Source organism: Roseburia sp. AM59-24XD (assembly GCF_003478445.1).
In the GTDB taxonomy this organism is placed as follows: domain Bacteria; phylum Bacillota; class Clostridia; order Lachnospirales; family Lachnospiraceae; genus Jutongia.
In genome coordinates, this window is the sequence record NZ_QUET01000025.1 from 32,270 (window position 1) to 55,606 (window position 23,337).

The 23,337-nt window shown below is 48.1% G+C and carries 25 protein-coding genes and 1 pseudogene; 23 read left to right on the top strand and 3 right to left on the bottom strand.

What is annotated here, in order from left to right:
* The 11 genes from DXA20_RS12190 (at nt 1) to DXA20_RS12235 (ending at nt 9,084) form a co-directional block, all read left to right on the top strand.
* Nucleotides 1–1,029 carry an ABC transporter permease subunit gene (locus tag DXA20_RS12190; protein ID WP_022307268.1) on the top strand — a complete coding sequence of 343 codons (1,029 nt, stop codon included), beginning with the start codon at nt 1–3 and terminating at the stop codon, nt 1,027–1,029.
* A 160-nt stretch (nt 1,030–1,189) separates the two neighbouring features.
* Nucleotides 1,190–1,714 carry an RNA polymerase sigma factor gene (locus DXA20_RS12195; RefSeq protein ID WP_118561103.1) on the top strand — a complete coding sequence of 175 codons (525 nt, stop codon included), beginning with the start codon at nt 1,190–1,192 and terminating at the stop codon, nt 1,712–1,714.
* Nucleotides 1,715–1,727: 13 nt separating this feature from the next.
* On the top strand, nt 1,728–2,270 hold the full coding sequence (locus tag DXA20_RS12200) for a hypothetical protein (RefSeq protein ID WP_118561105.1): 543 nt from the start codon (nt 1,728–1,730) through the stop codon (nt 2,268–2,270).
* A 14-nt stretch (nt 2,271–2,284) separates the two neighbouring features.
* Nucleotides 2,285–2,836 carry a hypothetical protein gene (locus DXA20_RS12205; RefSeq protein ID WP_118561107.1) on the top strand — a complete coding sequence of 184 codons (552 nt, stop codon included), beginning with the start codon at nt 2,285–2,287 and terminating at the stop codon, nt 2,834–2,836.
* Nucleotides 2,833–3,138 carry a LiaI-LiaF-like domain-containing protein gene (locus DXA20_RS12210; RefSeq protein ID WP_022307263.1) on the top strand — a complete coding sequence of 102 codons (306 nt, stop codon included), beginning with the start codon at nt 2,833–2,835 and terminating at the stop codon, nt 3,136–3,138. Before DXA20_RS12205 ends, DXA20_RS12210 begins: the two co-directional genes overlap by 4 nt.
* 261 nt (nt 3,139–3,399) lie before the next feature.
* On the top strand, nt 3,400–3,618 hold the full coding sequence (locus DXA20_RS16030; protein WP_147403750.1) for a hypothetical protein: 219 nt from the start codon (nt 3,400–3,402) through the stop codon (nt 3,616–3,618).
* 312 nt (nt 3,619–3,930) lie between these two features.
* Nucleotides 3,931–5,412 carry a serpin family protein gene (locus tag DXA20_RS12215; RefSeq protein WP_158577228.1) on the top strand — a complete coding sequence of 494 codons (1,482 nt, stop codon included), beginning with the start codon at nt 3,931–3,933 and terminating at the stop codon, nt 5,410–5,412.
* 19 nt (nt 5,413–5,431) lie between these two features.
* Nucleotides 5,432–5,992, top strand: coding sequence for an RNA polymerase sigma factor (locus DXA20_RS12220; protein ID WP_118561111.1), 561 nt, complete (start codon nt 5,432–5,434; stop codon nt 5,990–5,992).
* Entirely contained in the window at nt 5,989–6,852 is an 864-nt protein-coding gene (locus DXA20_RS12225; RefSeq protein ID WP_118561113.1) for a hypothetical protein, read from the top strand. Before DXA20_RS12220 ends, DXA20_RS12225 begins: the two co-directional genes overlap by 4 nt.
* Nucleotides 6,853–7,139: 287 nt before the next feature.
* Complete coding sequence (locus tag DXA20_RS12230) at nt 7,140–8,528, top strand: alanine/glycine:cation symporter family protein (RefSeq protein ID WP_118561115.1); 1,389 nt, start codon at nt 7,140–7,142, stop codon at nt 8,526–8,528.
* 256 nt (nt 8,529–8,784) lie between these two features.
* Nucleotides 8,785–9,084 (top strand): hypothetical protein, encoded by a 300-nt coding sequence (locus DXA20_RS12235; protein WP_118561117.1) that lies wholly within the window; start codon nt 8,785–8,787, stop codon nt 9,082–9,084.
* 62 nt (nt 9,085–9,146) lie between these two features.
* On the opposite strand, the gene epsC is transcribed toward DXA20_RS12235, so the two are convergent.
* Both epsC and DXA20_RS12245 read right to left on the bottom strand, forming a co-directional pair.
* Nucleotides 9,147–10,100, bottom strand: a complete 954-nt coding sequence (gene epsC, locus DXA20_RS12240; RefSeq protein WP_022307259.1) for a serine O-acetyltransferase EpsC — start codon at nt 10,098–10,100, stop codon at nt 9,147–9,149.
* Nucleotides 10,101–10,236: 136 nt separating this feature from the next.
* A pseudogene (locus DXA20_RS12245) lies at nt 10,237–12,176 on the bottom strand (NAD(+) synthase).
* A gap of 203 nt (nt 12,177–12,379) precedes the next feature.
* On the opposite strand from DXA20_RS12245, the gene DXA20_RS12250 reads away from it, so the two are divergent.
* The 8 genes from DXA20_RS12250 to DXA20_RS12280 all read left to right on the top strand — a co-directional run bounded on the left by DXA20_RS12250 (nt 12,380) and on the right by DXA20_RS12280 (nt 19,311).
* The gene (locus tag DXA20_RS12250; RefSeq protein ID WP_118561119.1) at nt 12,380–14,377 is read left to right on the top strand and encodes a M56 family metallopeptidase; all 1,998 of its coding nucleotides are present in this window, start codon (nt 12,380–12,382) and stop codon (nt 14,375–14,377) included.
* Nucleotides 14,377–14,514: a hypothetical protein gene (locus tag DXA20_RS16510; RefSeq protein ID WP_207664224.1), complete on the top strand. Its 138-nt coding sequence runs from the start codon at nt 14,377–14,379 to the stop codon at nt 14,512–14,514. Before DXA20_RS12250 ends, DXA20_RS16510 begins: the two co-directional genes overlap by 1 nt.
* Before the next feature lie 170 nt (nt 14,515–14,684).
* Nucleotides 14,685–15,101: a hypothetical protein gene (locus tag DXA20_RS12255; RefSeq protein ID WP_199877078.1), complete on the top strand. Its 417-nt coding sequence runs from the start codon at nt 14,685–14,687 to the stop codon at nt 15,099–15,101.
* Between the two features lie 343 nt (nt 15,102–15,444).
* A complete protein-coding gene (locus tag DXA20_RS12260) occupies nt 15,445–16,185 on the top strand; it encodes a response regulator transcription factor (protein ID WP_118561121.1) in 741 nt (246 codons plus the stop codon).
* A 35-nt stretch (nt 16,186–16,220) separates the two neighbouring features.
* The gene (locus tag DXA20_RS12265) at nt 16,221–17,369 is read left to right on the top strand and encodes a hypothetical protein (protein ID WP_207664225.1); all 1,149 of its coding nucleotides are present in this window, start codon (nt 16,221–16,223) and stop codon (nt 17,367–17,369) included.
* 166 nt (nt 17,370–17,535) lie between these two features.
* Nucleotides 17,536–18,054: a hypothetical protein gene (locus DXA20_RS12270; protein WP_118561128.1), complete on the top strand. Its 519-nt coding sequence runs from the start codon at nt 17,536–17,538 to the stop codon at nt 18,052–18,054.
* Between the two features lie 82 nt (nt 18,055–18,136).
* Nucleotides 18,137–19,093, top strand: a complete 957-nt coding sequence (locus tag DXA20_RS12275) for a hypothetical protein (RefSeq protein ID WP_022307251.1) — start codon at nt 18,137–18,139, stop codon at nt 19,091–19,093.
* Between the two features lie 14 nt (nt 19,094–19,107).
* On the top strand, nt 19,108–19,311 hold the full coding sequence (locus DXA20_RS12280) for a DUF1858 domain-containing protein (protein ID WP_022307250.1): 204 nt from the start codon (nt 19,108–19,110) through the stop codon (nt 19,309–19,311).
* Nucleotides 19,312–19,391: 80 nt separating this feature from the next.
* Here the strand turns inward: DXA20_RS12280 and DXA20_RS12285 are convergent, their stop codons facing one another.
* Entirely contained in the window at nt 19,392–20,495 is a 1,104-nt protein-coding gene (locus DXA20_RS12285) for an HD domain-containing phosphohydrolase (protein WP_243100646.1), read from the bottom strand.
* A 193-nt stretch (nt 20,496–20,688) separates the two neighbouring features.
* Between DXA20_RS12285 and DXA20_RS12290 the strand changes: the two genes are divergently transcribed.
* From DXA20_RS12290 to DXA20_RS12300, 4 genes are all read left to right on the top strand, one after another.
* On the top strand, nt 20,689–22,143 hold the full coding sequence (locus DXA20_RS12290; protein WP_022307248.1) for a leucine-rich repeat domain-containing protein: 1,455 nt from the start codon (nt 20,689–20,691) through the stop codon (nt 22,141–22,143).
* 54 nt (nt 22,144–22,197) lie between these two features.
* Nucleotides 22,198–22,365, top strand: coding sequence for a hypothetical protein (locus DXA20_RS16235; protein ID WP_022307247.1), 168 nt, complete (start codon nt 22,198–22,200; stop codon nt 22,363–22,365).
* A 91-nt stretch (nt 22,366–22,456) separates the two neighbouring features.
* The gene (locus DXA20_RS12295; protein ID WP_147403751.1) at nt 22,457–23,068 is read left to right on the top strand and encodes a TetR/AcrR family transcriptional regulator; all 612 of its coding nucleotides are present in this window, start codon (nt 22,457–22,459) and stop codon (nt 23,066–23,068) included.
* 63 nt (nt 23,069–23,131) lie between these two features.
* Nucleotides 23,132–23,337: hypothetical protein (locus tag DXA20_RS12300; RefSeq protein WP_147403752.1), on the top strand; the 206-nt coding region annotated here is incomplete at its 3' end.

Here is a 23,337-nt window from a genome sequence, read left to right on the forward strand (position 1 = left end):
ATGGAAAAGAAAAAATCAAAAAAGAAAATTAATAGCAGCACATTCCTGTTGATGATTACAATCGCATTATTTGCAGTAATGTATATTGCGGGAATGATAATATTCAACGACAAAGGCTTTGCAAAACCGCAGATGTTCATGAATCTCTTTATTTCCAATGCCGGTCTGATCGTGATCGGATGTGGTATGACACTTGTAATGATCACAGGCGGAATTGATATTTCTGTCGGCTCGGTCACTGCACTGGTGTGCATGTCTGCGGCTTATGCCATGGAAAATAAAGGAATGAGCGCCGTGGCAGCAGTTGTGATCTCTCTTCTGATCGGTACACTTTTCGGAATCGTTCAGGGTTATCTGGTGACATATCTGGAGATCCAGCCGTTTATCGTAACACTTGCCGGAATGTTCTTCGGGCGCGGGCTAACGGCAGTGATCAGTACAGACATGATCGCTATCCAGAATAAAACATTTTTGAAATGGGCAAACTACCGGATCAACCTTCCGTTTGGAACATATAACCGAAGGGGAATCTTTATTCCGGCATACATATATCCAACGGTGATCATAGCGTTGGCGGTAGTGATCCTGATCACAATCATGCTGAAGTTCACAAAGTTTGGCAGAAGCCTTTATGCCATCGGCGGCAATCAGCAAAGTGCTGTTATGATGGGCTTAAATGTAAAACGAACCAAGATGAAAGCATATGTGCTGGACGGCTTCTTAGCTGGTCTGGGCGGCTTCCTGTTTTGCTTAAACAGTTGTGCAGGCTTTGTAGAGCAGGCAAAGGGACTTGAGATGGATGCGATCGCTTCTGCGGTCATCGGTGGTACACTGTTAAGCGGTGGTGTTGGAACGGTAATCGGAACCCTGTTTGGTGTACTGATCAACGGTACTATTTCCAGTCTGATCACGACACAGGGAACACTGTCTAGCTGGTGGGTAAGAATTACATTATCTGCTCTGCTTTGCTTCTTTATTGTATTGCAGGCTGTGATCGCCGCAGTAAAAAGAAAGAAAAAGAAGAAATAAAACAAGAAACAACTATAATGATAATATGCCAGAGAAACTGTCCTGCAAGCGGTGGATTGCTTGTGGGGCAGTTTTTTGAATTAAATTAAAAAATCCTGAAGACTTTCTCTCCCGCCACTCGTTATATATAATGAGAGGGGGACAAAGGAGGTGATGAGACTTGACGGACAATTCCATACAGACAAAGCGGCTGGAGATCGCGCTGGAGCAATATGAGCGGCTGATCTTTTCCATTTGCTATCGTATGGTAGGTGATTATTTTGACGCACAGGATGTGACGCAGGAAACATTTCTTACATATTACAAAGTGCTGGAACGCTTCAATGGACAGAACGAGAAAGCGTTTTTAACAAAGATCGCTACCAACAAATGTCTGGATTTCCTGAAGCAGAAGCGGCGGAAGGAAATGCCTTCCGAGGATGAGGTGCTGGAAAGCCGGGCCGGGACAGTTTCATCGCCGGAGGAACGATTTCTGGATGAAGAGATCAAAGGGGAACTACAACAGGCGTGCCGCGATCTGAAGCCGCCGTATGGACAGGTAGCGTATGAATTTTACTGCTGTGACCACACAGCGAGGGAGATTGCAGACATGCGGGGCGTGAAGCTGAAAACCGTGCAGACGCAGATCGGCAGGGCGAAGAAAATGCTTCAGAAGAAATTGAAACACCGGATAGCAGAACCATGAAAGGAGGCGCATTATGGCACATATTACGGAAGAACAGATCCGAAAATATTATCGGCATGAATTAGAGCAGGCGGATGAATTTGCATTGTTACATCATGTGGCACAGTGCGAATACTGTGCAGGAAAGCTGGCAGCAGGACTCCCGGAAAGTCAGGTGTTATCCGTGCCGCGGGGGCTTCGGACAGAGATTCTGGAACAGGCAGACAGGATTCCAGGAAGGCGTCAGCGGCAGCGGGAATATTACCGTTATTGCACCAGAGTGGCACTTGGCATGTGCATGGCACTGGGACTTATGGTGTCTGTGAATTTCATGGACAACAGTGCATGGCAGCAGATGGCATCCTGGAAAAATGCTGTGACAGAGCTTTCGACACAACGAGAGCGGACGGCTTCCTCGGATGAGGCGGCAAGAAAGCAGCAATATGAAAAGGAGCAGTCCAAGAGGCTGCAGGAACAGAAGGAGAAGCAGCGAAAATATTTAGAGCAGCGAAAACAGGAAAGAACCGAACCGGACAGCCGCCGGGGTGCGGAAAAATGGTTTGATCAATTTAAATAAGGAGGCTTATTGTAATGAGAAAGAAAAAAAATCCGTTTTTAACGTTTTGTTTTGCATGTATCCCCGGAGCCGGACAGATGTTTCTGGGATTCTTTAAGCAGGGTGTCAGCCTGATGTCAACATTTATTGTTGTGGCGCTGCTGTCCAGCATGTTCTATGATATCCCAATCTATCTGTTTGATTTTGTGATCTGGTTTTACGCATTTTTTGATGCGATCAACAAAAATGCGATGACGGAAGAGGAATTTGCGGCACAGGAAGATAAGTTCATGTTTGTGGATGGTCTGGATGCTTTGCCGAAGATGAATGCCGGCAAGAGAAGAAAAGGTCTTGCGGCAGTGCTGATCTGCCTTGGTGCATATCTTCTGTGCAACGATGCACTTTCCATCCTGACGCGGTTTGATATCTGGATTCCGTACGCGGTCAATGAAATGATCCGCAGAGATCTTCCGCAGCTTATCGTAGCATGTCTTGTGATCTGGTTCGGAATCCGTCTGATCCGCGGCAAAAAGGAAGATCTAACAGAGGATGAGAGGAAATATCTGGAAGGGAGAGATGAGAAATGAGACAGCGAAGGATAGGAACGGTAACACTGGGACTTACGCTTGTGGCATTTGGTGTCCTGTTTTTGGTACACATCTTTGGCGGTGTATTGGATTATATACTAATATTCCATTTTTGGCCGGCGATTCTGGTTGTGCTGGGCGTTGAAATATTATTTTACACACTCATATCTCCGACCGGAAATGAAAAATATGATTTTGGCGCACTTGTGATCCTGTTTCTGCTGACGGGCTTTACGATGTGCATGGCGGGAGCGGACTGGCTTCTGACTAACGTACCGGAGAACGTCTGGATTCACTGGTGAAATAAAACTTCCTGTAAAAGATATTTTGCAGGAAGTTTTTAATTTACTAAGACTTCCCATACCAAGAACATGAATTAGCCCATAATATTTCTTATGTCCGTCTGTTCAGAAACCATATTTTGCCTGCCAATATATTAAAAATCCGTGAGCTATGACTTAAAAATTGTCTTGTCACTTACGGATTTCGAAAATTCTAATTGCTTTGCTGCTTTGATCTTCGATAAACGCATCCTGCCGTACTCGCCCCAAGGTGGGATTCGGATGTTTCGAGAGGCACTTGCACCCGCCGGTACTTACGCCCCGGATTTCGTAAACGCTACGGATAATCTATTCAACATCCGGCGTTATGTACCGCTGCGTGGTGCAGTTGTAGCGGGAGCGTGCCGTCCGAAACAGCTGAGCCCACCTATGGGGCTCAGTCGTACGGATGCGTATTTATCAAAGCATTGCAAAGCAAAGATTTTTCAGAAATCCTACTGATCTGCGTCAATTTTTTAGTCATAGCTCACGGATCAATTTATTTCCCCAGGCAAAATTGATATTTTATTTTCCGGACATAAGAAATATTATGGGCATACATCCATTTGAGGTATGGGAAGTCTTAGTAATTTATAGAAAACGGTTCGTAATGCGACGAAAAAATAAGGGCAAAATTCCCATTTTTTTGCAACCTTTTCGAAAAAAGCGTGTCTATATAAGTAGATGATGCAAGCGAGCAATCCGTAGCATCAGTTGATGCAAAAGACATCTTGTCCCGACATCAAACAGATTAATCAGAAAGGAATGATTATTATGCGGAAAAGACACGTTTTAGGAAAGGCGGTGGCACTCGGAATGGTGCTTGCGGTGACAATGACGGGCTGTGGTGCGGCTTCGGATGTCGCAAGTGGGTGGTACAAGGAGGGCTGTTTCAAGGCGGAAAGGACAGCGGAGCCAACGACTGGGAACGCTTCGGCACAGCAGGGCGGCGTATCAGGCGGAAATACTTCTTCAGCACAGGGCGGTGTATCGGGGGAAGCGGCGTTACTGAGTTACACGGAGGCGCAGAAATTGTATGTGGAGTATTGCCGGAAATCCCTGCGGCAGTTTCTGAAGCAGAGCTGGGGCGATAACCCGCAGCAGGCGGCGGTGTTATATTCACCGGCAAATCTGTATCTTGTGCTTGGGATGCTGACGGAGATGAGCGACGGGCGGACAAGGGAGCAGATCCGCAATGCGATAGGCGGGATTGCGGTGAATGGGGATTTTTCGTCAGACATGAGTAAGGAGGAGGTGGACGCCGCACTCCGCAAGCAGGAGCAGGCGGTGATCCGGAAAGCTGCGCAGATGCTGTATGCATCGGTCTCTTCTAAGAAATGCCGGCTGGCGGATTCGGTCTGGCTGAGCGATCGCTACGATTTCCGGGCTCCGGTTTTAAAGGCATTGGAGAAGAACTACCGGGCTGCATGTAATACCGGAACGATGGGCGATTCTTCGTTTGACCGTCAGATCAAGGGTTGGGTTGACGAGCAGACCGGAGGAAAATTAAACGAACAGACCGCAAAGAGTATTCAGACAGAACAGAATATGGTGCTGATGCTTCTTTCGACGCTGAATTTTAAGGATCAGTGGGATGAGCCGATTTTTGATAAGAAGTATACGCACACGGGGACATTTTACGGACAGAGCACTTATACCTGCGGCAATACAACGGAGGAAGAAAAGATTGATCCGGAGAAATGTGAATTTATGAGCACAAATTTCACCGGAATGTTTATGGAGACGAAGAAATTCCAGGCGGTTTCACTGCCGCTGCGCAGTGCGAGGATGAATGTGATCCTTCCTAAGAAGGGGATTTCTGCAGAGGAGTTTTATAAGGAAGGAACGATCAGCAGGATAATCTCACTGTGTGATCCGCAGTCTTCTGACTGGACGCAGGCGATGGTTGATCTGACAATGCCGAAGCTTGATTTTAAGTCCGAACTGAATTTGATCCCGATGCTTGAGGAGATGGGTGTTCATAATGTATTTTCGGAGGAAAAGGCAGACTTTTCTCCGCTGTTTCAGGATGGAGGGAAGAAGGATGTTTTTGTCTCGGATGCACAGCAGTTTGGTGCAATGCGGGTTGACGAGAAAGGATGTAGTGTGGCATCCTATACGCAGGTGGTGATGAACAAGTCGTTGGCGTGGGCGGATATAAAAATGGTGATGAAATGCAATCGCCCATTTCTGATCGTAGTCAGCAATGAAAAGGGACTGCCGCTTTTTGTGGGGGCGGTCAACCGGATAGAATAAGCAAGGACAGGAGAAGTGTATGGAGGATCAGGAGATTGTACAATTGATCTGGGACAGACAGGAGCATGGTCTCAGAGAACTTTCAACTAAATATAACGGTTATTGTTACAGCGTATCGTACCGGATCGTTCACGATGCGGAGGATGCCAGAGAGTGCGTCAATGATACCTGGTTAAAGATCTGGAATGCGATCCCGCCGGAGCGGCCGAGGGCATTGCGGGGCTTTCTGGCGAAGATCGTCCGTAATCTTTCTCTGAACAGATACCGTAACATGCACGCAGACCGAAGAGGAGGGGGTATTGTGAAGCTGGCACTGGAGGAGCTGCAGGAATGTGTTTCTGATGGCAGAAGAGTCGAGGAGCGTATCGAGCTTCAGGAACTGACCGGGGCGATTGAAGCATTTCTGCGGCAGCAGACACAGAGAAATCGGTCAATCTTTCTACAGAGATATTTCTATTTGATGCAGATACGGGAAATTGCGGAGAGGCACGACATGCGGGAGGGAACTGTGAAGTCGGTGCTTGGCCGTATGCGCAAAGAGCTTCGGACATGGCTTAGAAAGGAGGCGGTGTATCTGTGAGCAAACGGGGGATAACGGAGGCGGAAAAGCTGCTGGATGCGATCGGACAGCTTCCGGAGGATATGCTTGAGCAGGCACTTGAGACAGAGGAAAACGAGACGGAGACAAGGGCTTACCGCAGACAGAGAAGGCACAGACGGGAGATTATCGGCGGGCTTGCCGCTGCGGCAGTATTATGTGTGGTCGTTTTGGGGAAACACGACCGGGATTTTGTGCGGCAGCAGCAAAGTGTTGAAAAATCAGGTATATTACAGAGCGATTCCGGGAGTGCAGCGGATCAGCCGAAGAATACGAAGGACGCGGCAATCGAGGTATGGGCTTTGAATGAATATGCCGGTGTAAAAAGCAGTGAAAGCGGTAAAAGCAAGAGCAGTGCCGGAGAAACGCAGAAGCAGCTGTTCAGTGATAGTGCAGACATGCTTTTGGAAAACGGAGAGGACAAAGACGGCGATGCTGCCGGGGATACAGATACTGCTTTAAAGGGGGATAAAATAGAAGCAAAGAAAAGAACCGGACTTTGTGTGACCGGAACCGGATCCGGCAAGAAAAAGAAAGTACAATTTGCGCTGCAGTTTGGCGGACAGGATACGCAGGGGGAATACAGGCTGACTGCATCCGGAGCGACGTTACACATGGTGGAGGAAGGACAGACGAAAGCGAAAGCTGCGAAGTTTGTCCGGAAAGAAAACAAAACAACGGTCGTAATCTGTCCGTCCGGAACACAGCTTCGTTGTGTGATGAAAGCATCAGCAAAGGCGGAGATCAAGATTCTGTGTACGGACGCCGAAGGGAATAAGGTTTCTGATGGAAGACTGACGATCAGATGTACCGGTGGAAAATATGAGGCAGTGTTACAATAAAAAGGGGCAAAAGGGGATGTGATTTTATTAAAAGGAAGAGTTTCGCCGGCGGATATGAATATGGCGGTAGAGGAAGCAAGAAAGTTTACACTGGATATATGTGAACAGTTTTGGTAAGGTGAAAGATTTAATTATTTAAAGTTTTTGACTTTAAACCCTAAAAGTACTTGCGTTTAAGGGTTAATAGGGGCTATACTATTATGGTATCTGTCCGGGAATCAGGCTGTTGTAGATGACGTGAGCAGCATGTATCCCGGATGTTGTGAGTATGGAAGAGGGTTTAAAGTATGATAGTTACTCTGATTGAGAAAGTATATAGTTTTCTGTGGGGAGATCTGGTGCAGATTCCACTGCCGGGCGGCAGCACTCTGGGGATTTCGCTTCTGATTATATTACTGATTCCTACAGGAATTTATTTTACGGTTCGGACGCGTTTTCTGCCGATTCGCCTGTTCCCGGATATGGTGCAGGCACTGGTTGAGAAGAAACAAGAAAAAAACAGTCTGTCTTCATTTCAGACACTGATCGTTTCGACGGCAACCCGTGTCGGTATGGGAAATCTGGTCGGTGTTGTTGCGGCAATTTCGGCAGGCGGCGCCGGTGCGGTTTTCTGGATGTGGGTGACGGCAATTATCGGTTCATCAACAGCTTTTATTGAAGCGACACTGGCACAGCTTTATAAAGAAAAAGATCCGCTGTACGGAGGTTACCGCGGCGGTCCGGCGTATTATATTCATGCATATGTAGAAGAAAAACAGAAGAAAAAGAGAAACAAAGTGGTGATTTCTGTGTTGTTTGCAATCTCCGGTCTGATCTGCTGGTGCGGTATCAGTCAAGTGATCAGCAATTCTGTTGTTTCTTCATTTAAAAATGCATTTTCCATTCCGCCGATCTATATGACGGTAGTACTTGTTGCTGTGGCTGCTGTGATAGTGCTTCGTAAAGATGCGACAGTTAAGATCCTGGATATGGTAGTGCCGGTCATGGCGGTATGCTATTTTGCAATCACGATTCTGATCATTGTGATGAATCTTGGAAGTTTGCCGGGTGTTTTTGCAAGAATTTTTGAGGAAGCATTTGGATTCCGACAGGCAGCAGCCGGCGGTTTTGGCGCAGTCCTAATGAATGGAATCAAACGTGGACTGTTTTCGAATGAAGCAGGTTCCGGATCTGCTCCGTGTGCGGCAGCAGCGGCAGAATGTGACCAGCCGGTCAAAGCCGGATTGGTACAGGCGCTCGGGGTATTTGTGGATACGATCGTGATCTGCAGCTGTACAGCATTTATCATGCTGCTTGCGCCGGAAGAAAAAGTTACAGGACTTTCCGGAATGGATCTTCTGCAGACAGCAATGGAACATCATCTTGGCCGTTTTGGTGTGATCTTTATTGCGGCGACGCTGTTTTTATTCAGTTTTTCGACGTTTCTGGGCATCCTTTTTTATGCGAGATGCAATGTTGCATATCTTTTCGGAGATAACTGGGCTTCACAGACTGCATACAAAGTACTGGCGCTTGTGATGATGTTCATCGGCGGCCTTGCAGCATATACATTTGTGTGGGATCTTGGTGATGTTGGAATCGGACTGATGACGATCTTTAATATCATCATTCTTTACCCACAGGGTGAGAAGGCTCTGAAAGAACTGAAAGAATACGAAAAAGAAAAAAGAAAATGAAAAACACAAAGAGAAAGCATTTGAAACTATGTCTGTTGTTATTGTTTATGGTTCTGGGATGTTTTGCGATAACCAATGTCAGGACGACAACGGTGCAGGCATCATCGCGGACGTTCAAATCAAATGGCAGAACCTATATGGAAAAGCATAATGACAATACACTTAATACGGTATTGTATCAAAAGTTTCCGGACGTTACAAACAGGTTGCGAAATCGTCAAGATATCTCATCTACAGATTTTCTTATGGAAAGAAATTGTATTTTTCAAGTGCTGACGATGAAGAACTGTATGACCGTGAACCGTTTACGGTAGAAGTTGGAAATACAGAAGACATTGATAAAATCGCAGATATTCTCCGTGAGCTTGGAGACCATTATCTGGAAGAAGATGTAGCATCTATTCCGTTATCACTCACTGCTTATATGAAAGTCACATCTTTTAATCCAGTTGTATATGAAGTTTGCTACATGGATAAAGAAAGAAAACAGAGGACAGTAGAAGAGGAGAAACTTCGAAAAGAAGCAGTACAGGAACTTCTGATATACCAGGGGTAATTTTCGAATATTTTTTGGGGATGTGAAAAAACTCAATCGAGTTTTTCACATCCCCTTTTGCATCAGATGATATAGAACCACGTCTCCTCCGGGTCGACCGGTTCATTGACAGTCTTGTGTCCCTGATGGTACTTTAATTCCTGATTCTTGATATTGACCTTGGTTCCAGCCGGGATCGATGTCGTAATGAAAACGTTACTGCCGATCACGCAGTTCTCGCCGATAATACTGTCGCCGCCCAGAATAGATGCACCGGCGTAGATCGTTACATTGTCGCCGATCGTAGGGTGACGCTTCTTACCCTGCAGCTTCTGACCGCCGCGGGTGGAAAGAGCACCGAGGGTAACACCCTGATAAATCTTGACATTCTTGCCGATGGTGGTCGTCTCGCCAATAACGATGCCGGTTCCGTGATCGATGAAGAAATATTCGCCGATGGTTGCGCCCGGGTGGATATCAATACCGGTCGTGCTGTGAGCATACTCTGTCATGATACGCGGGATCAGAGGCACCTTAAGCTGGAACAGCTCGTGCGCGAGACGATTGATCGTGATCGCCTGCAGACCCGGATAAGAAAGAATAACCTCCTCCTTGGAGTAAGCAGCAGGATCGCCGTCAAAGGCTGCCTGCAGATCGGTTTCCAGAAGAGCGCGGATCTTTGGAAGTGTGTGGAAGAAAGCAACCGTCAGACGCTGTGCCTCCACATGGAGTTCGCAGTCGTCGGCGTTTTCGTAATCCGGAGAATATTTGAGCGCCAGCTCGATCTGCTTATTCAGACGAAACAGCGTATCCTCGATCAGTACACGGGTACTGTTCTCCATAATGTAGATCTTGTGGGAGGTGTCCCGGAAATAGCCCGGATACATGATCTTCATCAGATTGTCGATGATCTTGATGATCACAAAGCGGTCCGGCTGGGTGAACAGTTTCATTTTGTCGATGGAACGGTCATGCGTGTAATCGTTCAGAATGGTGTCGACAATATCATTTACATTATGTTCTATAATTTTATCCATGTTATTCAATCCTCGTTTCTGATTTATTATGATGTTGGAGGTGTTTGGCGGGTCAAGCCACCAGATAGCAATTTGTGTGTAAACATACATTGCTATCTGCTTTTGACCCTTACATCATATTATATACGTTTATGTGCTACGGTGTGATCGTATCCAGATCCTCCATCCACATTGCCACAGAAGCATCGCTTGGCATGCGCCAGTCACCGCGTGGGGAGAGGGCAACACTTCCGACCTCGGACCATCCGGCAGACAGGAACGCTTAAACTGCTGGGAGAAGAATCTCCGGTAAAAGGTGCGCAGCCATTTGTAGATCGTGGCTCTGTCGTAGGCATCCCGGAAGGTGTAGCAGGCGAGACGGTAGATCTTCGAAGGTGTGTAGCCGAATCGCATCATATAGTACAGATAAAAGTCGTGTAGCTCGTATGGTCCGACCAGATCCTCGGTCTTCTGGGAAATCTTGCCATCCTTCGGTGGCAGCAGCTCCGGGCTGACCGGTGTATCCAGAATATCCAACAGAACATCGCGAAGCATGGAATCCTCGGTGGTCTCTGCATAATAAAGCACAAGATAACGCACTAACATTTTAGGTATTGAACAATTGACACCGTACATCGACATGTGGTCACCGTTGTAGGTTGCCCAGCCGAGTGCCAGCTCAGACATATCGCCGGTGCCGATCACCATGCCGCCGGACTGGTTGGCAACATTCATCAGGATCAGCGTGCGCTGGCGTGCCTGTGAGTTCTCATAGGTAACATCGTGAACTTCCGGATCGTGTCCGATATCACGGAAATGAAGATTGACCGCTTCGTGGATCGGGATCTCCGTCAGGGTTGCGCCAAGCTTTCGGGTCAGCGTACAGGCATTGTTCATCGTGCGGTCGGTTGTGCCGAAGCAAGGCATTGTGATCGCCCGGATGCCGGAGCGGTCCAGACCGAGCAGATCAAATGCACGCACTGTGACAAGGAGTGCCAGTGTCGAGTCGAGTCCGCCGGAAATGCCGATCACAGCACTCTTACAATGTGTATGGGCGAGACGCTTTTTCAGTCCCATTGCCTGAATATTGAAGATCTCGTTGCAGCGGCGGTCGCGGTCTTCCTTGACATTTGGCACGAACGGTGTCCGCGAATAGAAGCGGGTCAGCGTTGTCTCCTCCGGCTGTCCGAACGAGAAGCTGCAAACCTCATAGCCTGCCTGTGCCGGCGGGGTGATCGTAAAGGTTCCCATGCGGCGTCGTTCACTTACCAGACGTCCAAGATCCAGTTCGGAGATGGTCATTTCATTATGGAAACGCTCCGACTGTGCGAGAATGCTGCCGTTCTCGGCGATCAGGTTGTGACCGGCGAAGACGAGATCCGTGGAGGATTCGCCCTCTCCGGCATCCGCGTAAATATATCCGCAGATAAGCCGCGCGGACTGATTGCTGACAAGCTGTCGGCGGTAGGCTTCCTTGCCTGTCGTCTCATCGCTGGCGGAAAGATTGGCGATCACGGTTGCCGATGCCATGGCATGATAGCAGGACGGCGGAATCGGCATCCAGAGATCTTCGCAGATATCAATGCCGAGAACAAAATCCGGAAGATCCTCTGCCGCAAATAACAGCTTTGCGCCGAATGGGATCTGATGACCGTGTGCGCCGAGTACCGGGATGTTGACGTGCTCGTTGTCCGCCGGTGCCGGTGCGAAGTGGCGTGCCTCGTAAAATTCCGAATAATTTGGGATGTGCTGCTTTGGCACGAGTCCGAGCAGTCTGCCGCGGAAAAGCACAGCGGCAACATTGTAGAGACGTGCGTGCAGGAGAAACGGAAGTCCGGCCACGATGACCATATCCATTGCTGCGGAGGCACTGCGGATCTGCTCCAGCCCTGCAAGGCAGCCGTCAAGAAGGATGTCTTGCAGGAACAGATCATTACAGGTATAGCCCGAGATACAAAGCTCCGGGAATACCAGAAGTTTCACATGTTCCTTTTGCGCCTGCTGCATACACGACAGGATATGCTCCGTGTTGAAGGCGGTATTGCCTACTTCGATATCCGGGGTGGCTGCGGCGACCTTGATAAATCCATCTTTCATGACGATGTCATCCTTTCTGATTTGTTTTATTCTTTCATTATACCCGAAAGCGGGGAAAAAGCAACATAACCAGCTCTTTGAGAGTGGTGGGATTTGTGTTACAATAACGGATGGAAATTATATGATGCAAGGGACAAAGGATGGTGTGATCCCAACATTATGATATATTTTATAAATATCGGCGAGTGGAGAGACTTTGTTTTATGAATAATGTAGATATGCTGTATCGTATTTTCTATACGGTATTTTCGATGAGCTGCATGGCACTTGTGCTTCTGCCGGCGGTGCTTGTACTGCGGTTCCTGTTTCGCGGGCTGTCAAAGAAGTTCCGGCTTGCGTTGTGGGCGATTCTGTTTTTCCGGGCGGTATGTCCGGTGGGAATGAGCAGCCCGGTATGTATTTACGGGGCGTGGAACAGACAGTTTCATACGCTTCTTCGTTCCCTTGGACTGACGATCACTCCGGACCGGGGACTTCTGACCGGATGGCGGTATGTATTTGAGGGCGAGGTGACGGCTTCGGTGGCGTACCGGGCATGCACGCTGATCTGGCTCGCGGGAGCAGTGCTGTTACTGCTTGTGACAGCCGTAAAGCAGCTTGCGCTGGCCCGGAAGCTGCAACGCTCCTCCGAGCTTTTGTTTGACAACATATATCAGTCCGGGCAGATCGCATATCCGGTGCGTACCGGATTGTTTCACGGCAGAATTTATCTTCCGGAGGGACTGCTGGCAAAAGAAATGAAAGAAATCGTTGCTTATCAGAGGCTTCGTCAGAAACGGGGCGATGATCTGTGGCGCAGACTTGCATTTCTGGTCTGTTGTATCCATTGGTGGAATCCGGGGATCTGGTATGCGTATTATCTGTTGTGGCGGGATCAGAACCTCGCGTGCGATCAGGCGTTTGCACAGCATCCGGGATCCGGGCAGCAGTTCCATTGCGCACAGGTTCTTGTGAATATGAAGCAGGAGAAACGGCAGAAGCTGTCATTATCCCTTGTGACAGGCTATGAGTCGGATCTGTTCCGACGGTCCGAGGGGCTTTTGTATGCACGGCGTAAACCGTTATGGCAGTCCGGGATCGCAGCGTTTATCCTGACGGTGCTGGTTTTTGCGGCATTTGGGCTGTCGACATTTCGGGGGGGACAGACAGCGGGAGAGTCTGCGGAGACGTTGTTTGACAGCAATGCGGTCAAGCAGATCAACAACCGTGTCATTGCGCGGTGTGAAACGAAAACGGCGAGTGGCAGTGCGGTGACTCTTGAGCTTGTGGTCGAGAAGGGAACGCACAGGGCAAGCAGCGGATATCACGGAAGATGCCGGCTTCGTCTGCGGAACAGTCAGAAGGAAACGCTTGCCGCGCTGGAGCTTTCTGAGGTGTTTGCGGGTAGTGCCACACAGGATTTCAGAGATGATATTTCGCTGGAGACCGTCGATTATAATGAAGATGGACGCATGGAGGTTGCCGTTGGACAACGTTCTGCGAGAAAGGCGTCCGATGAGGCGGTAAGTGTGACGAACTCCGCTGTGGCAAGGCAGCTCAAGAAACAGAATACTTATGAATATTATGTAATTGATATCGGAGAGGACAAGCTGACGTCGGTCAGCCCGGAAATATACGTGTCCGATGTGACGCCGCTGCAGGAGGGAAGCATGGTCTTTTCCTATGTGCAGGGTGCGGGTGGCGTGATCACGGTATCGGACGGAGAGGACACCTCCTATTATGTATGGAACCACAAGAAGAGCAGGTACGAGCTGAAGGATCTGACCGATGAGCAGCTTGAGAAGCGGCGGGCGAAATACGGGACAGACAGTGCGCAGACGCAGCAGTATTCCCTGAAGGCGGATGACGGGAAGGAAATCATGGATGTGTCGGTCAGCGCGCAGAGCAATGGCGGGCTTTCGATCAACCGGATCCGGATCAATCCGAAGGGGCTGGATCAGCGTGCGGGAACGAAAACGATCACGAATGTGGAAGGCTATTATTATGATCTGCAGTGGGCGCAGTCCGACAGCGAGGAGCAGCGTTATGCACTGCTTAGCTACAATGGAACGGCAGGAAGAACCTTTGCCCTGTACGATGTGAAAAAGCAGAGGCTTTGTTATCAGCCTGCGGAGGGTAACGAGGCACTGCAGAAGGTTTTTAAGGAATATGGAGCGGACGATATTAAATTCGAGAAAAACGGAGCGGTTGTATATTCCTAATGGAAATTACCGGGGATGATGTTTTGAAGGTCAATTTTGCGGCGAGCGCAAAGGATGATATTTCCGTGAAGGGAACGTATCAGTATCGTCTGTCCACCGGAAATGTAACTTCGTTGCAGTACAGCAGAGAATCGTAGTTTTGTGTGTACGCTTTTTGGGACAGATGCCTGACTCTACGAAATAATTCATTCTTGCGGAGGACGTATGTTTGGAGTATAATAATTTCAAATGCACAAGCGCAGGAAAGCTGTTTTTCAAGGGTTTCCTTTGGAAGTGATGATACATGACGAGAACAGGAGGTGTTTTCATGCTTGCAAGATCAGGGGAATTATTTGTGGATACACCGCGGTGTACGCAGTGTGGACGTATTCTGCCGGATGTCTACGAGGAGGACGATATCTGTCCGAGCTGCAGGGAGGCGAATCTGTTTGCAGAGGTAAAGGATTTCATCCGTGAGAACGAAGTGCGGGAACTTGATGTGGCGGAACACTTTAATATACCGATCGCGAAGGTCAGAAAGTGGATCCGCGAGGGAAGGATCCAGTATAAGGGAGAGGCAGGCAAGACGATTTCCAGCATTTACTGTCAGATCTGCGGTAAGCCGATCGAATTTGGAACGTTGTGTCCGGAGTGTCACAGACTGCAGGGGCTTAAGATTGTTGCGCAGCAGTATGCAGAGCAGAAGTCGGAGATGCGCTTCATTAATAAAGGGAAGAAGTTCTAGGCGGTAAGACAGGACGATTGCAGAACAGTGGGAAGAGATTAACGCAATATCAGCAGCCATAAAGGAGTAGCGGTAGATTCCGCGCTCTTTTTTTTGCGCAAAAAACGGGGTCAATATCCGTGCAAGCTTCGGCGCGATCCCGGGTGAAACGCCGATGAAAATACATCCATAGCGCACCATCCCTGTTTTAATTCTTTTTTAATCTTATAATAGTATGGTAGATATTGAGAAAGTCATACATTATTTGTGAAAAAGGGGTGTGCCACAAAAATGACATATCAAAAAGATAAATATTAATGGAAAAATTTACATAAAAAGAGAAACGGGCAAAGGAGGAACAGCAGTGCGCATATTGACAGTTGGTGATGATCCGGAATTGAAAACAGTGATCAAAGAAAAGCTTTTGCGGGAGAACTGCATGGTGGATTCCTGTAATTCCGGGAGCGCAGCATTGGATTATCTGCAGTTGGCAGAATATGACGTAGTATTGATGGATGTTGATCTTCCTGACCGGAGTGGAGTAGATATTGTCGATGCGATACGGCGAAAGGACATTCAGACCCCGGTAATGCTTCTGACGGCACAGGCGGAGGTTGCCGATATTGTGCGGGGACTGGATGCCGGTGCGGATGAGTATATGGTTAAACCGATTCATTTTTCAGAGCTGATGGCACGGATCCGCGTGCTGATCCGCAAAAAGGATGGTGTCCGCGGAAATGTATATCGCTGCGGTGACCTTGAAATTAATGTCAATGATCAAATGGTGCGCAGAGCCGGGAAGCAGATCGAGCTGTCTCCGAAGGAATACTCGATGCTGTTATATATGATGCGTAACCGCAATATCGTGCTGACGCGCGAACAGCTTGAGACGAACAGCTGGGATTACCGGAGTGAGAGTTCGTCGAATGTGGTCGATGTTTATATCCGCTATCTGCGCAAAAAGATCGATGAGGGCTTTGACAAAAAGCTGATCCATACGATCCGCGGTGTCGGCTATGTCCTCGAAGTGAAGATTAGCGGCTTAGGCGGAGATTGGTGGCGGGTCGCCGACAGAAAATTCCACAAAATTGCCACATTTTTTTAATCTTTATTTCACCTTTGCCGGGTAGAATATCACCGATGACGACAGGAAGAGGAGTAAAGAAGCGCATGAATACGGACAAAATATTATATCTTCATATCGGAATGCCAAAGACAGGAACGAGCTCTCTGCAATTATTTCTGATGCAGAATCCGGAAGCGTTAGCGCAGAATAACTGCAGTTATCCGATGATGCCCGGAAGATATCCGATGGTATCTCCGAACCGCAATGCACATTTTCTGGTCGGAAAGATCATGAATGCGGACGGCAGTGCAGATATGGAGAAAACGAAAGAGATCGAGAAACAGTCCTTCGAGCTTCTGGAACAGGCGTTTCAACGGACAGACCGGGTTATTCTCAGTGATGAAGCAATCTGGAATACCTATAAGGGGGATCATCCGGAATGTCTGGAAAAGATCGGAGCATTTTGTGAGCGGCACGGCATTGCGTTAAAGCTGATCGTTTATCTGCGCCGTCAGGATCAGTATCTGGAATCTTACTGGAAACAGCAGATAAGGCGCAAGGGCGTGACCTGGAAATGGGTCCGGATGGTGAAGCAGACGCCGCGTTACATTGTGTTAGATTATTATCATCATCTGCAGGTGCTGGCAGGGTTTGCCGGGAAAGAAAATATCATTGTGCAGCCTTATTATGAAGGAAATTTTGACCTGTGCAGCGACTTTCTGCGTGTGCTTGGAATCACTGACACGGACGCATTTGAACCGTTAGAGAGTAAGGTGAATTTAAGCTTGAATAATAATTATGCGGAGATCAAGAGAATCTTAAACGGACTTCTTTCCGACGAACCTTCCCGGTGGAACAGAGAACAGTGCTGGCTGGAGAAGCTTGTCGTGGATTGTTCGCGCACAGAGAAAAAGCAATATGAAAGCTCTATGTTTTCCGTGGAAGAGCGACAGAAATTTATGGAGCGCTTCGGTGAGATCAATCAGCGGATCGCCAGAGAATATATGGGACAAGAGACGCTTTTCGATGCCAGACCGGAGAAGGAGCTGCCGGAATGGAAGAAGGACAATGACCTGCAGTACGAGGATACGATTCTTTTCTTTGGAAAGGCACTGTTTGATCTGAAAAGAGAGCAGGATCTGCAGCGCCGGAGACTGCAGGAACTGGAAGGAAAGAAAAATATTCTTCGCCGCATCGTAAACAAGTGCCGGATGCTTCTGTAGATGCAGGTACTTATATTAGCCGGGATTTTGATGCGACACACAAATGGGTTTTGCCCTTTTTAATACCGTGATACGGCAGCGGTGTTGACAAGCCGGTCGTTCCTGCTTATTATAAGTAGGTAACCCTATGAGGACAGGATTCTGAATAGAAAGATCGGTATGTTATATGATAATCATTGAAGAGACAGAGGAAGATAAGAACAGTGTGCCGGTTCCGGATGAAGATTTTATTGAGGAAGAGGAACTTACCACAGAGGAGCAGAAATACCGGAGTGCCCAGGAGCTGTTAGATTCGCTTGCGTGTGTGACGCGTTACGAACAGGGTGTGAAAACGCTTCTTGATGCGGCGGCAATGTTTGAGGAGATCAACGATTACGGGGACAGCGCAAAGCGTGCAGCGGACTGCAGAAAGCGCGCCGGGGCATATGAGAAGAAAGGTATAGAGAAAGCGTACCGGGAGGCAGTAAAGCTGTGTGAGGAAGCAGTCACGAAGATGGATTACCGGACAGCGATCTCGGAGCTGAATCGTTTTCCGGATTACAAGGACTGTAAGGAACGGATTGATGTTTGTAAGAAAGCAGTCGAACGTGAGGAGACGAAGCAGGCGTGGAAGCATCGTGTGATCGCAGCAGTGATCGTCGTGGCAGCTGTCATTGGCGTCTGGGCGGTTTTCCGGCTCATTTAATAATTAAGAATACATTAAGGCATGGAAGCACTCGTTTTCATGCCTGTCTGCATGTATGGACATGCGGAGGAAAGGATAAACTATGTATTATGTACTGAAGGATTTATTAACAACCAATCAGATTGCCATGCTGGGCGTTCTGGTATCATTTTTGCTGACATTTCTGATGCTGCGCTTTCCGTTTCCGTTCCTGCCGAAGGATCAGGGACGTGCATTTGCGGTAAACGGTGCATTGTCCAAGGGCAAGCTGCGAGGCGTGGGACTGACTTTCGTTTGTGCGTTTATTGTCTGCTCGCTGCTGTTTCTGCCGATCACGAGAGAGTATGTGATCTATTGTATTCTTTTGTTTGCGATGATGCTCAGCGGATATCTTGACGATGCATCCGACAAGCCATGGAACGATTACAAGAAGGGCGCCATTGATCTGGTGCTGTCCCTTGTTGCAATGTGGACCTTCGTGACCAATAACTCAACCGATATTATGCTGTTCGGCAATACGATCGCGATTCCGGTTCCGGTTTATTTTATCCTTGGCGTGGTACTTCTGTGGGTATCGGTCAATGTAACGAATTGTACCGATGGCGTTGACGGTTTGTGTGCGAGTCTCTGCATGGTTGTGCTCGGTGGCTTTACGGTGCTTTTCTCGAAGGATCTTGGACAGTATGGCATTGCGAGTTTGATGTTTATGGGCGTGCTGCTTGCGTATCTGTACTTCAACTCCAAGCCAAGCTCTATGCTGATGGGTGATGCCGGTTCCCGCGCGCTGGGCTTTTATATTGCGGTGATCGCAATGAAGACGGGGCATCCGTTCGCATACATAATCCTTGCGCTTGTGGTTATCATAGATGGTGGAATTGGTCTGGTAAAGATTTTTCTCAAGAGATTCTTCAAGATCAGTATTTTAAAAAATACGCTGACACCGCTTCACGATCATGTCCGTAAGAATAAGGAATGGTCAGATACACAGGTTGTTTTCCGATTCTGTATTTATCAGATCGTGCTGGTGGCAGTTGCATATATTTTTGTGGCATATCTGTAAAAGGAGAAACGATAATGGTAGTGACGAAATATTCATTGATCGGGGCGGTGCTTCAGGCATATCCGTCCGCAGAGAAATGCTTTAATGAGATGGGAATGCACTGTGTATCCTGTCATATGTCTCCGAGAGAGACGCTGGAGCAGGCGTGCCGGGTGCATTCTTGTGATGTGGATGAGCTGATCCGGAAGCTGGATGAGCATATCAATGGTCCGGTCTGACAGGAAAGACTGTGCGGCGCATGCCGATCAATAAAAATACAAGAATAAAAGATACGATGTTGTCGTGTGTTGTAAAGCGATCACAGGATTACGATGCTGGCGCAGGAAAGATCCTCAGCCAGATTGTAGACCTTGCCGCTCTGCAGACCGACAACTGTCGGACGAAGTGCAGAAAGCTCGCTGTTTTTGACAACGCGGGCTTTCTCGCCGTTACTGAGCTCTACGGTAGAGTCGACCGGATAAAGAATAACGCTGGATAGAAAGCTTCGCATGGCGTTAATATCCAGCTCGCCGGACATGGACATGACCATCTCCACGGCAGTCCGCTGGGAGTACGCTTTCTTGTAAGGGCGCTCGGTTACGAGTGCGTCATAGACGTCAACCACGGAAAGAATCTTGGCATACGGAACAATCTTATCACTGGAAACGCCCATCGGATAGCCGGAGCCGTTCATCTTCTCGTGATGCTGCAGAACCGCGAAGCAGATGCTGTCGTTGAATTCATTTTTCTCTTTGATGATGCGGTAACCCATAAGAGAATGCTCCTTCATAAGAGAGAACTCCTCGGTGGTCAGCTTGCCCGGCTTGTTGAGAATCTCAAGCGGGATCTTGGACTTGCCCATGTCGTGCAGCAGTCCGGCGATGCCGATATTGTAGACATCCTGTGAGGACATTTTCATATTCTTGGCAATGATCATGGACATCGTGGCAACATCCACGCTGTGCTTGAAGGTGTATTCATCGCTGGTGCGCAGGGCGCTGATATCCACTGCGATCGCCTCGCTGTCATCAATGGCACGCATCAGATCGCTGGTGATCGTCGTGGTCGTCCGGGTGAAATGAGGATTGTTTGTGTCGCTGTACAGATGCTGGACACCCTCGGAAATCCTCTTCTTGACGCTGACAGACAGACTGACCTTGGCAGGATCTGCTTCGCGGTATTTGGCAATGTTATTCCGCGCGATGGCAGAAACCGGTTCAGCAGAAGCAGAGAGATCCTCGTCGTCCTCTCCCTCCTTGATATAAATACCGTTGATATTCAGTTTCTTTAGTGCCTCGATCTGGTACTCGTCCAGATAAGAGCCACGCACGATCAATGAACGTCCCCAGCTGTTCTGGATGTCCTGATCGATCCGCATCCCGGTCTGCAGGTCGCGGATTCTGACGAAATATCGTTTCACCACTGTAGATCTCCACCTTAAATTTTGTCACAAATTATAACTACAAATAGTATAACCTATTTTAAAACAGAGATAAAGACTTCTGTGAAAACAAAATAGAAAATTTGAAAAAACTATCGCATTTTAAAACAAAATTCGTTATACTTGAAAGAAGTAGTTTTCAAATAGTACTTTAGGCAAAGAAAGGAAGATTGCTATGAATCGTAAAGAATGCTTTGCTGTGAAATTTCTTGGAATCATGACAGCACTGTTATTGTGTGCGGTTCTGTCCGGCACAGGGCAGAAGGAAGCACAGGCGGCAGTCTCATCGGATGGTGCATATCAGTACGAGTTGGATGCCAATGGACATGCCGTTTTGACAGCATACTTAGGACAGGACACCGAGGTGGCGGTGCCGGCGACAATGGACGGCATCAGCGTGGCGGCTCTGTCCGGTACCTATCAGAATCATGACAGGATCACGAAGGTTACGATCCCGGCAGGGGTTGTTTCTGTGGATGAGACTGCCTTCGCCGGCTGCTATGGGATTACCGGCTTCACGGTAGACCCTGCAAACGCAGGTCTTTCCAGTGATGCGGATGGTGTGCTTTTCAGTAAGGACGGATCACTTCTGCTGCGTTACCCGGTTGGAAAGCATCAAAGTTCAGGAACCTACCGCATCCCGGCAGGCGTTGTCAATGTTGGAGGCTATGCATTTGAGGGCTATAACACGCCGGGAATTGAGATACCCTCCAATGTGCGCGTGATCGGCGATTATGCATTTGCCAATACCCGTAATTTTAACGGCGTCACCAAATGGGAAGAGGGAACGCAGACGATCGGAACCTTTGCCTTTTACAAATGCACCAATCTAAAGCTTTTGGATCAGAGTGCGTTGCCGGCATCCGTGACGAAGCTTGGTGTTTATGCATTTGCCGAATGCTCCAATATTCAGATCGATATTTCGAAATCAAGCATTACAGAGATTCCGGATTATCTGTTTTACAATTGTGATAACCTGCATAACCTGACGCTGCCGCAGACAGTGACGAGCGTGGGTGCATATGCATTTTCGGAGTGCAACAATCTGAATGAGGTAATCTTTGATGCAGCACTGACGCAGATCAGGGAGGGTGCATTTGCAAAATGCGGCAATCTGCATACCGTCAACATTCCGGAGGGGGTGACAGCCATCGAGAACAATACCTTCAACGGCTGCCAGAATCTGAACACGGTCGTGCTGCCGGACACGTTGAAAACGATCGGTGATGGAGCATTTGCAGGCTGCCGGAATATCCATTCCATCAATATTCCGAAGGGTGTCACCTATATTTCCAACACAAGCTTTGACGGCGTGGACACCACAGCGATCGCACTTAATGTCAAGGTAGGGAAGACAAAGTTGAATCAGGCGAAACGGAAAGGAAAGAAGCTGACGATCCGCTGGAAAAAGACAGCAGATGCGAAGGGGTATGTGGTGTACCGTTCCATGAAGAAGAACGGCGGCTACAAAAAGGTTAAAACGATCAGCAAGGTATCCGTCTGCAAGTTCAGCCAGAAGGCGAAGAAATTAAAAAAGAACCGAAAATATTACTACAAGGTCAAGGTTTATAAGGTTGTCCTTGGAAAGAAATATTTCAGCGGCTTCAGTAACGTGAAAGCCGTGCGTTAAAAGGGAGAAGCACCATAGAAACTGTGCATTGACAGAAAGAAAGGCAGAATGATTATGGACGATTTATTTTCTTTTGGAGAAGAGGAAGAAATGGTTTTAAAAGCACAGGAGAAGGAACAGAAAAAGATGTCAGAGGGGGATGGGTTTTCACTTCTTGGCGAAGAAGACATGAATGGTTTCGGCGATTTTACATCGGACGATGCAGATGAAGACCTGTGGTAATACAGGTCTTCATCTGCAAAATTTCTTGACAATTGGCGCATTTGCGAATAATATGTAAATTAGATTACATAATACATGCAGGAGAGGAGGTATGACAAGTATGCCGCCAAAGATACAAATACCAAAAGAAAAAATTCTTCGTACAGGACTGGATCTAGTGATCCGTGAGGGATATGAGGTTATCAATATTAAACGTCTGGCGCAGGAGATCGGATGTTCGACACAGCCGATCTCCTGGTCGTTTGGCAACATGGAAACATTTCGTGAGGAACTGTTCCGATACGCACTGAATTATATGAATTCCAAGATGCGGTCGAATGGAAACAATCCAGGAGCGGCGTTGTTTTCAGTAGGAGAGACATATGTGAATATGGCATTTGATGAGCCGAACCTGATCCGTTATCTGCGGACAGATTCCAAGGGGCTTGTTGCGATGGGAGGAATCGGGGCTGTATTTGACGAAACGAAGAATAAAACCCTGTGCGAGGCACTTAGCCGCGTGGTAGGCTTCAGCGAGGAGAAAGCACGTGAGTTCATGAATACAGTCGTGATCTATACACAGGGACTGGTGACATTTATTATCGATGGAACGATCACCGTGAGCAGGGAAGAAGCACTTCAGATGCTCGAGAATGTCGGTGTAATGCATATGGTATATGCGGGTATTCCGTATGAAAAGGCGTGTGTATTGCTGAGGCAGTAAGCGGCTGAAAGGCGAACGACAAGCCTAAAGCGCAAGGCTTCGGCAAAAGTTAAGGAGGTTTCAATGAAAAAAATGAAGAGAATGGTATTATCATGGATTCTTGTGCTTGCCATGATACTGTCCGGTGTGGCTCTGCCACAGGGGCAGCAGGTGAAGGCAACGGGTACGTCGTATGACCTGAGCGTATCAGAGGGGGCAAGCCCGCTTACGCTTGCAAAGAATCAGTGGGGCGATGATTACATTGCGGATATCCTGTTTCAGGTTCCGGA

What these genes read in the sequence shown, in the direction of transcription:
- DXA20_RS16510 (WP_207664224.1), top strand. Translation starts at nt 14,377, where the DNA reads ATGGAAATTACCGGGGATGATGTTTTGAAGGTCAATTTTGCGGCGAGC.
- epsC (WP_022307259.1), bottom strand. Translation starts at nt 10,100, where the DNA reads ATGGATAAAATTATAGAACATAATGTAAATGATATTGTCGACACCATT.
- DXA20_RS12215 (WP_158577228.1), top strand. Translation starts at nt 3,931, where the DNA reads ATGCGGAAAAGACACGTTTTAGGAAAGGCGGTGGCACTCGGAATGGTG.
- DXA20_RS12205 (WP_118561107.1), top strand. Translation starts at nt 2,285, where the DNA reads ATGAGAAAGAAAAAAAATCCGTTTTTAACGTTTTGTTTTGCATGTATC.
- DXA20_RS16030 (WP_147403750.1), top strand. Translation starts at nt 3,400, where the DNA reads ATGTTTCGAGAGGCACTTGCACCCGCCGGTACTTACGCCCCGGATTTC.
- DXA20_RS12250 (WP_118561119.1), top strand. Translation starts at nt 12,380, where the DNA reads ATGAATAATGTAGATATGCTGTATCGTATTTTCTATACGGTATTTTCG.
- DXA20_RS12265 (WP_207664225.1), top strand. Translation starts at nt 16,221, where the DNA reads ATGACGACAGGAAGAGGAGTAAAGAAGCGCATGAATACGGACAAAATA.
- DXA20_RS12255 (WP_199877078.1), top strand. Translation starts at nt 14,685, where the DNA reads ATGCTTGCAAGATCAGGGGAATTATTTGTGGATACACCGCGGTGTACG.
- DXA20_RS12290 (WP_022307248.1), top strand. Translation starts at nt 20,689, where the DNA reads ATGAATCGTAAAGAATGCTTTGCTGTGAAATTTCTTGGAATCATGACA.
- DXA20_RS12280 (WP_022307250.1), top strand. Translation starts at nt 19,108, where the DNA reads ATGGTAGTGACGAAATATTCATTGATCGGGGCGGTGCTTCAGGCATAT.
- DXA20_RS12200 (WP_118561105.1), top strand. Translation starts at nt 1,728, where the DNA reads ATGGCACATATTACGGAAGAACAGATCCGAAAATATTATCGGCATGAA.
- DXA20_RS12210 (WP_022307263.1), top strand. Translation starts at nt 2,833, where the DNA reads ATGAGACAGCGAAGGATAGGAACGGTAACACTGGGACTTACGCTTGTG.
- DXA20_RS16235 (WP_022307247.1), top strand. Translation starts at nt 22,198, where the DNA reads ATGGACGATTTATTTTCTTTTGGAGAAGAGGAAGAAATGGTTTTAAAA.
- DXA20_RS12190 (WP_022307268.1), top strand. Translation starts at nt 1, where the DNA reads ATGGAAAAGAAAAAATCAAAAAAGAAAATTAATAGCAGCACATTCCTG.
- DXA20_RS12295 (WP_147403751.1), top strand. Translation starts at nt 22,457, where the DNA reads ATGACAAGTATGCCGCCAAAGATACAAATACCAAAAGAAAAAATTCTT.
- DXA20_RS12230 (WP_118561115.1), top strand. Translation starts at nt 7,140, where the DNA reads ATGATAGTTACTCTGATTGAGAAAGTATATAGTTTTCTGTGGGGAGAT.
- DXA20_RS12275 (WP_022307251.1), top strand. Translation starts at nt 18,137, where the DNA reads ATGTATTATGTACTGAAGGATTTATTAACAACCAATCAGATTGCCATG.
- DXA20_RS12220 (WP_118561111.1), top strand. Translation starts at nt 5,432, where the DNA reads ATGGAGGATCAGGAGATTGTACAATTGATCTGGGACAGACAGGAGCAT.
- DXA20_RS12270 (WP_118561128.1), top strand. Translation starts at nt 17,536, where the DNA reads ATGATAATCATTGAAGAGACAGAGGAAGATAAGAACAGTGTGCCGGTT.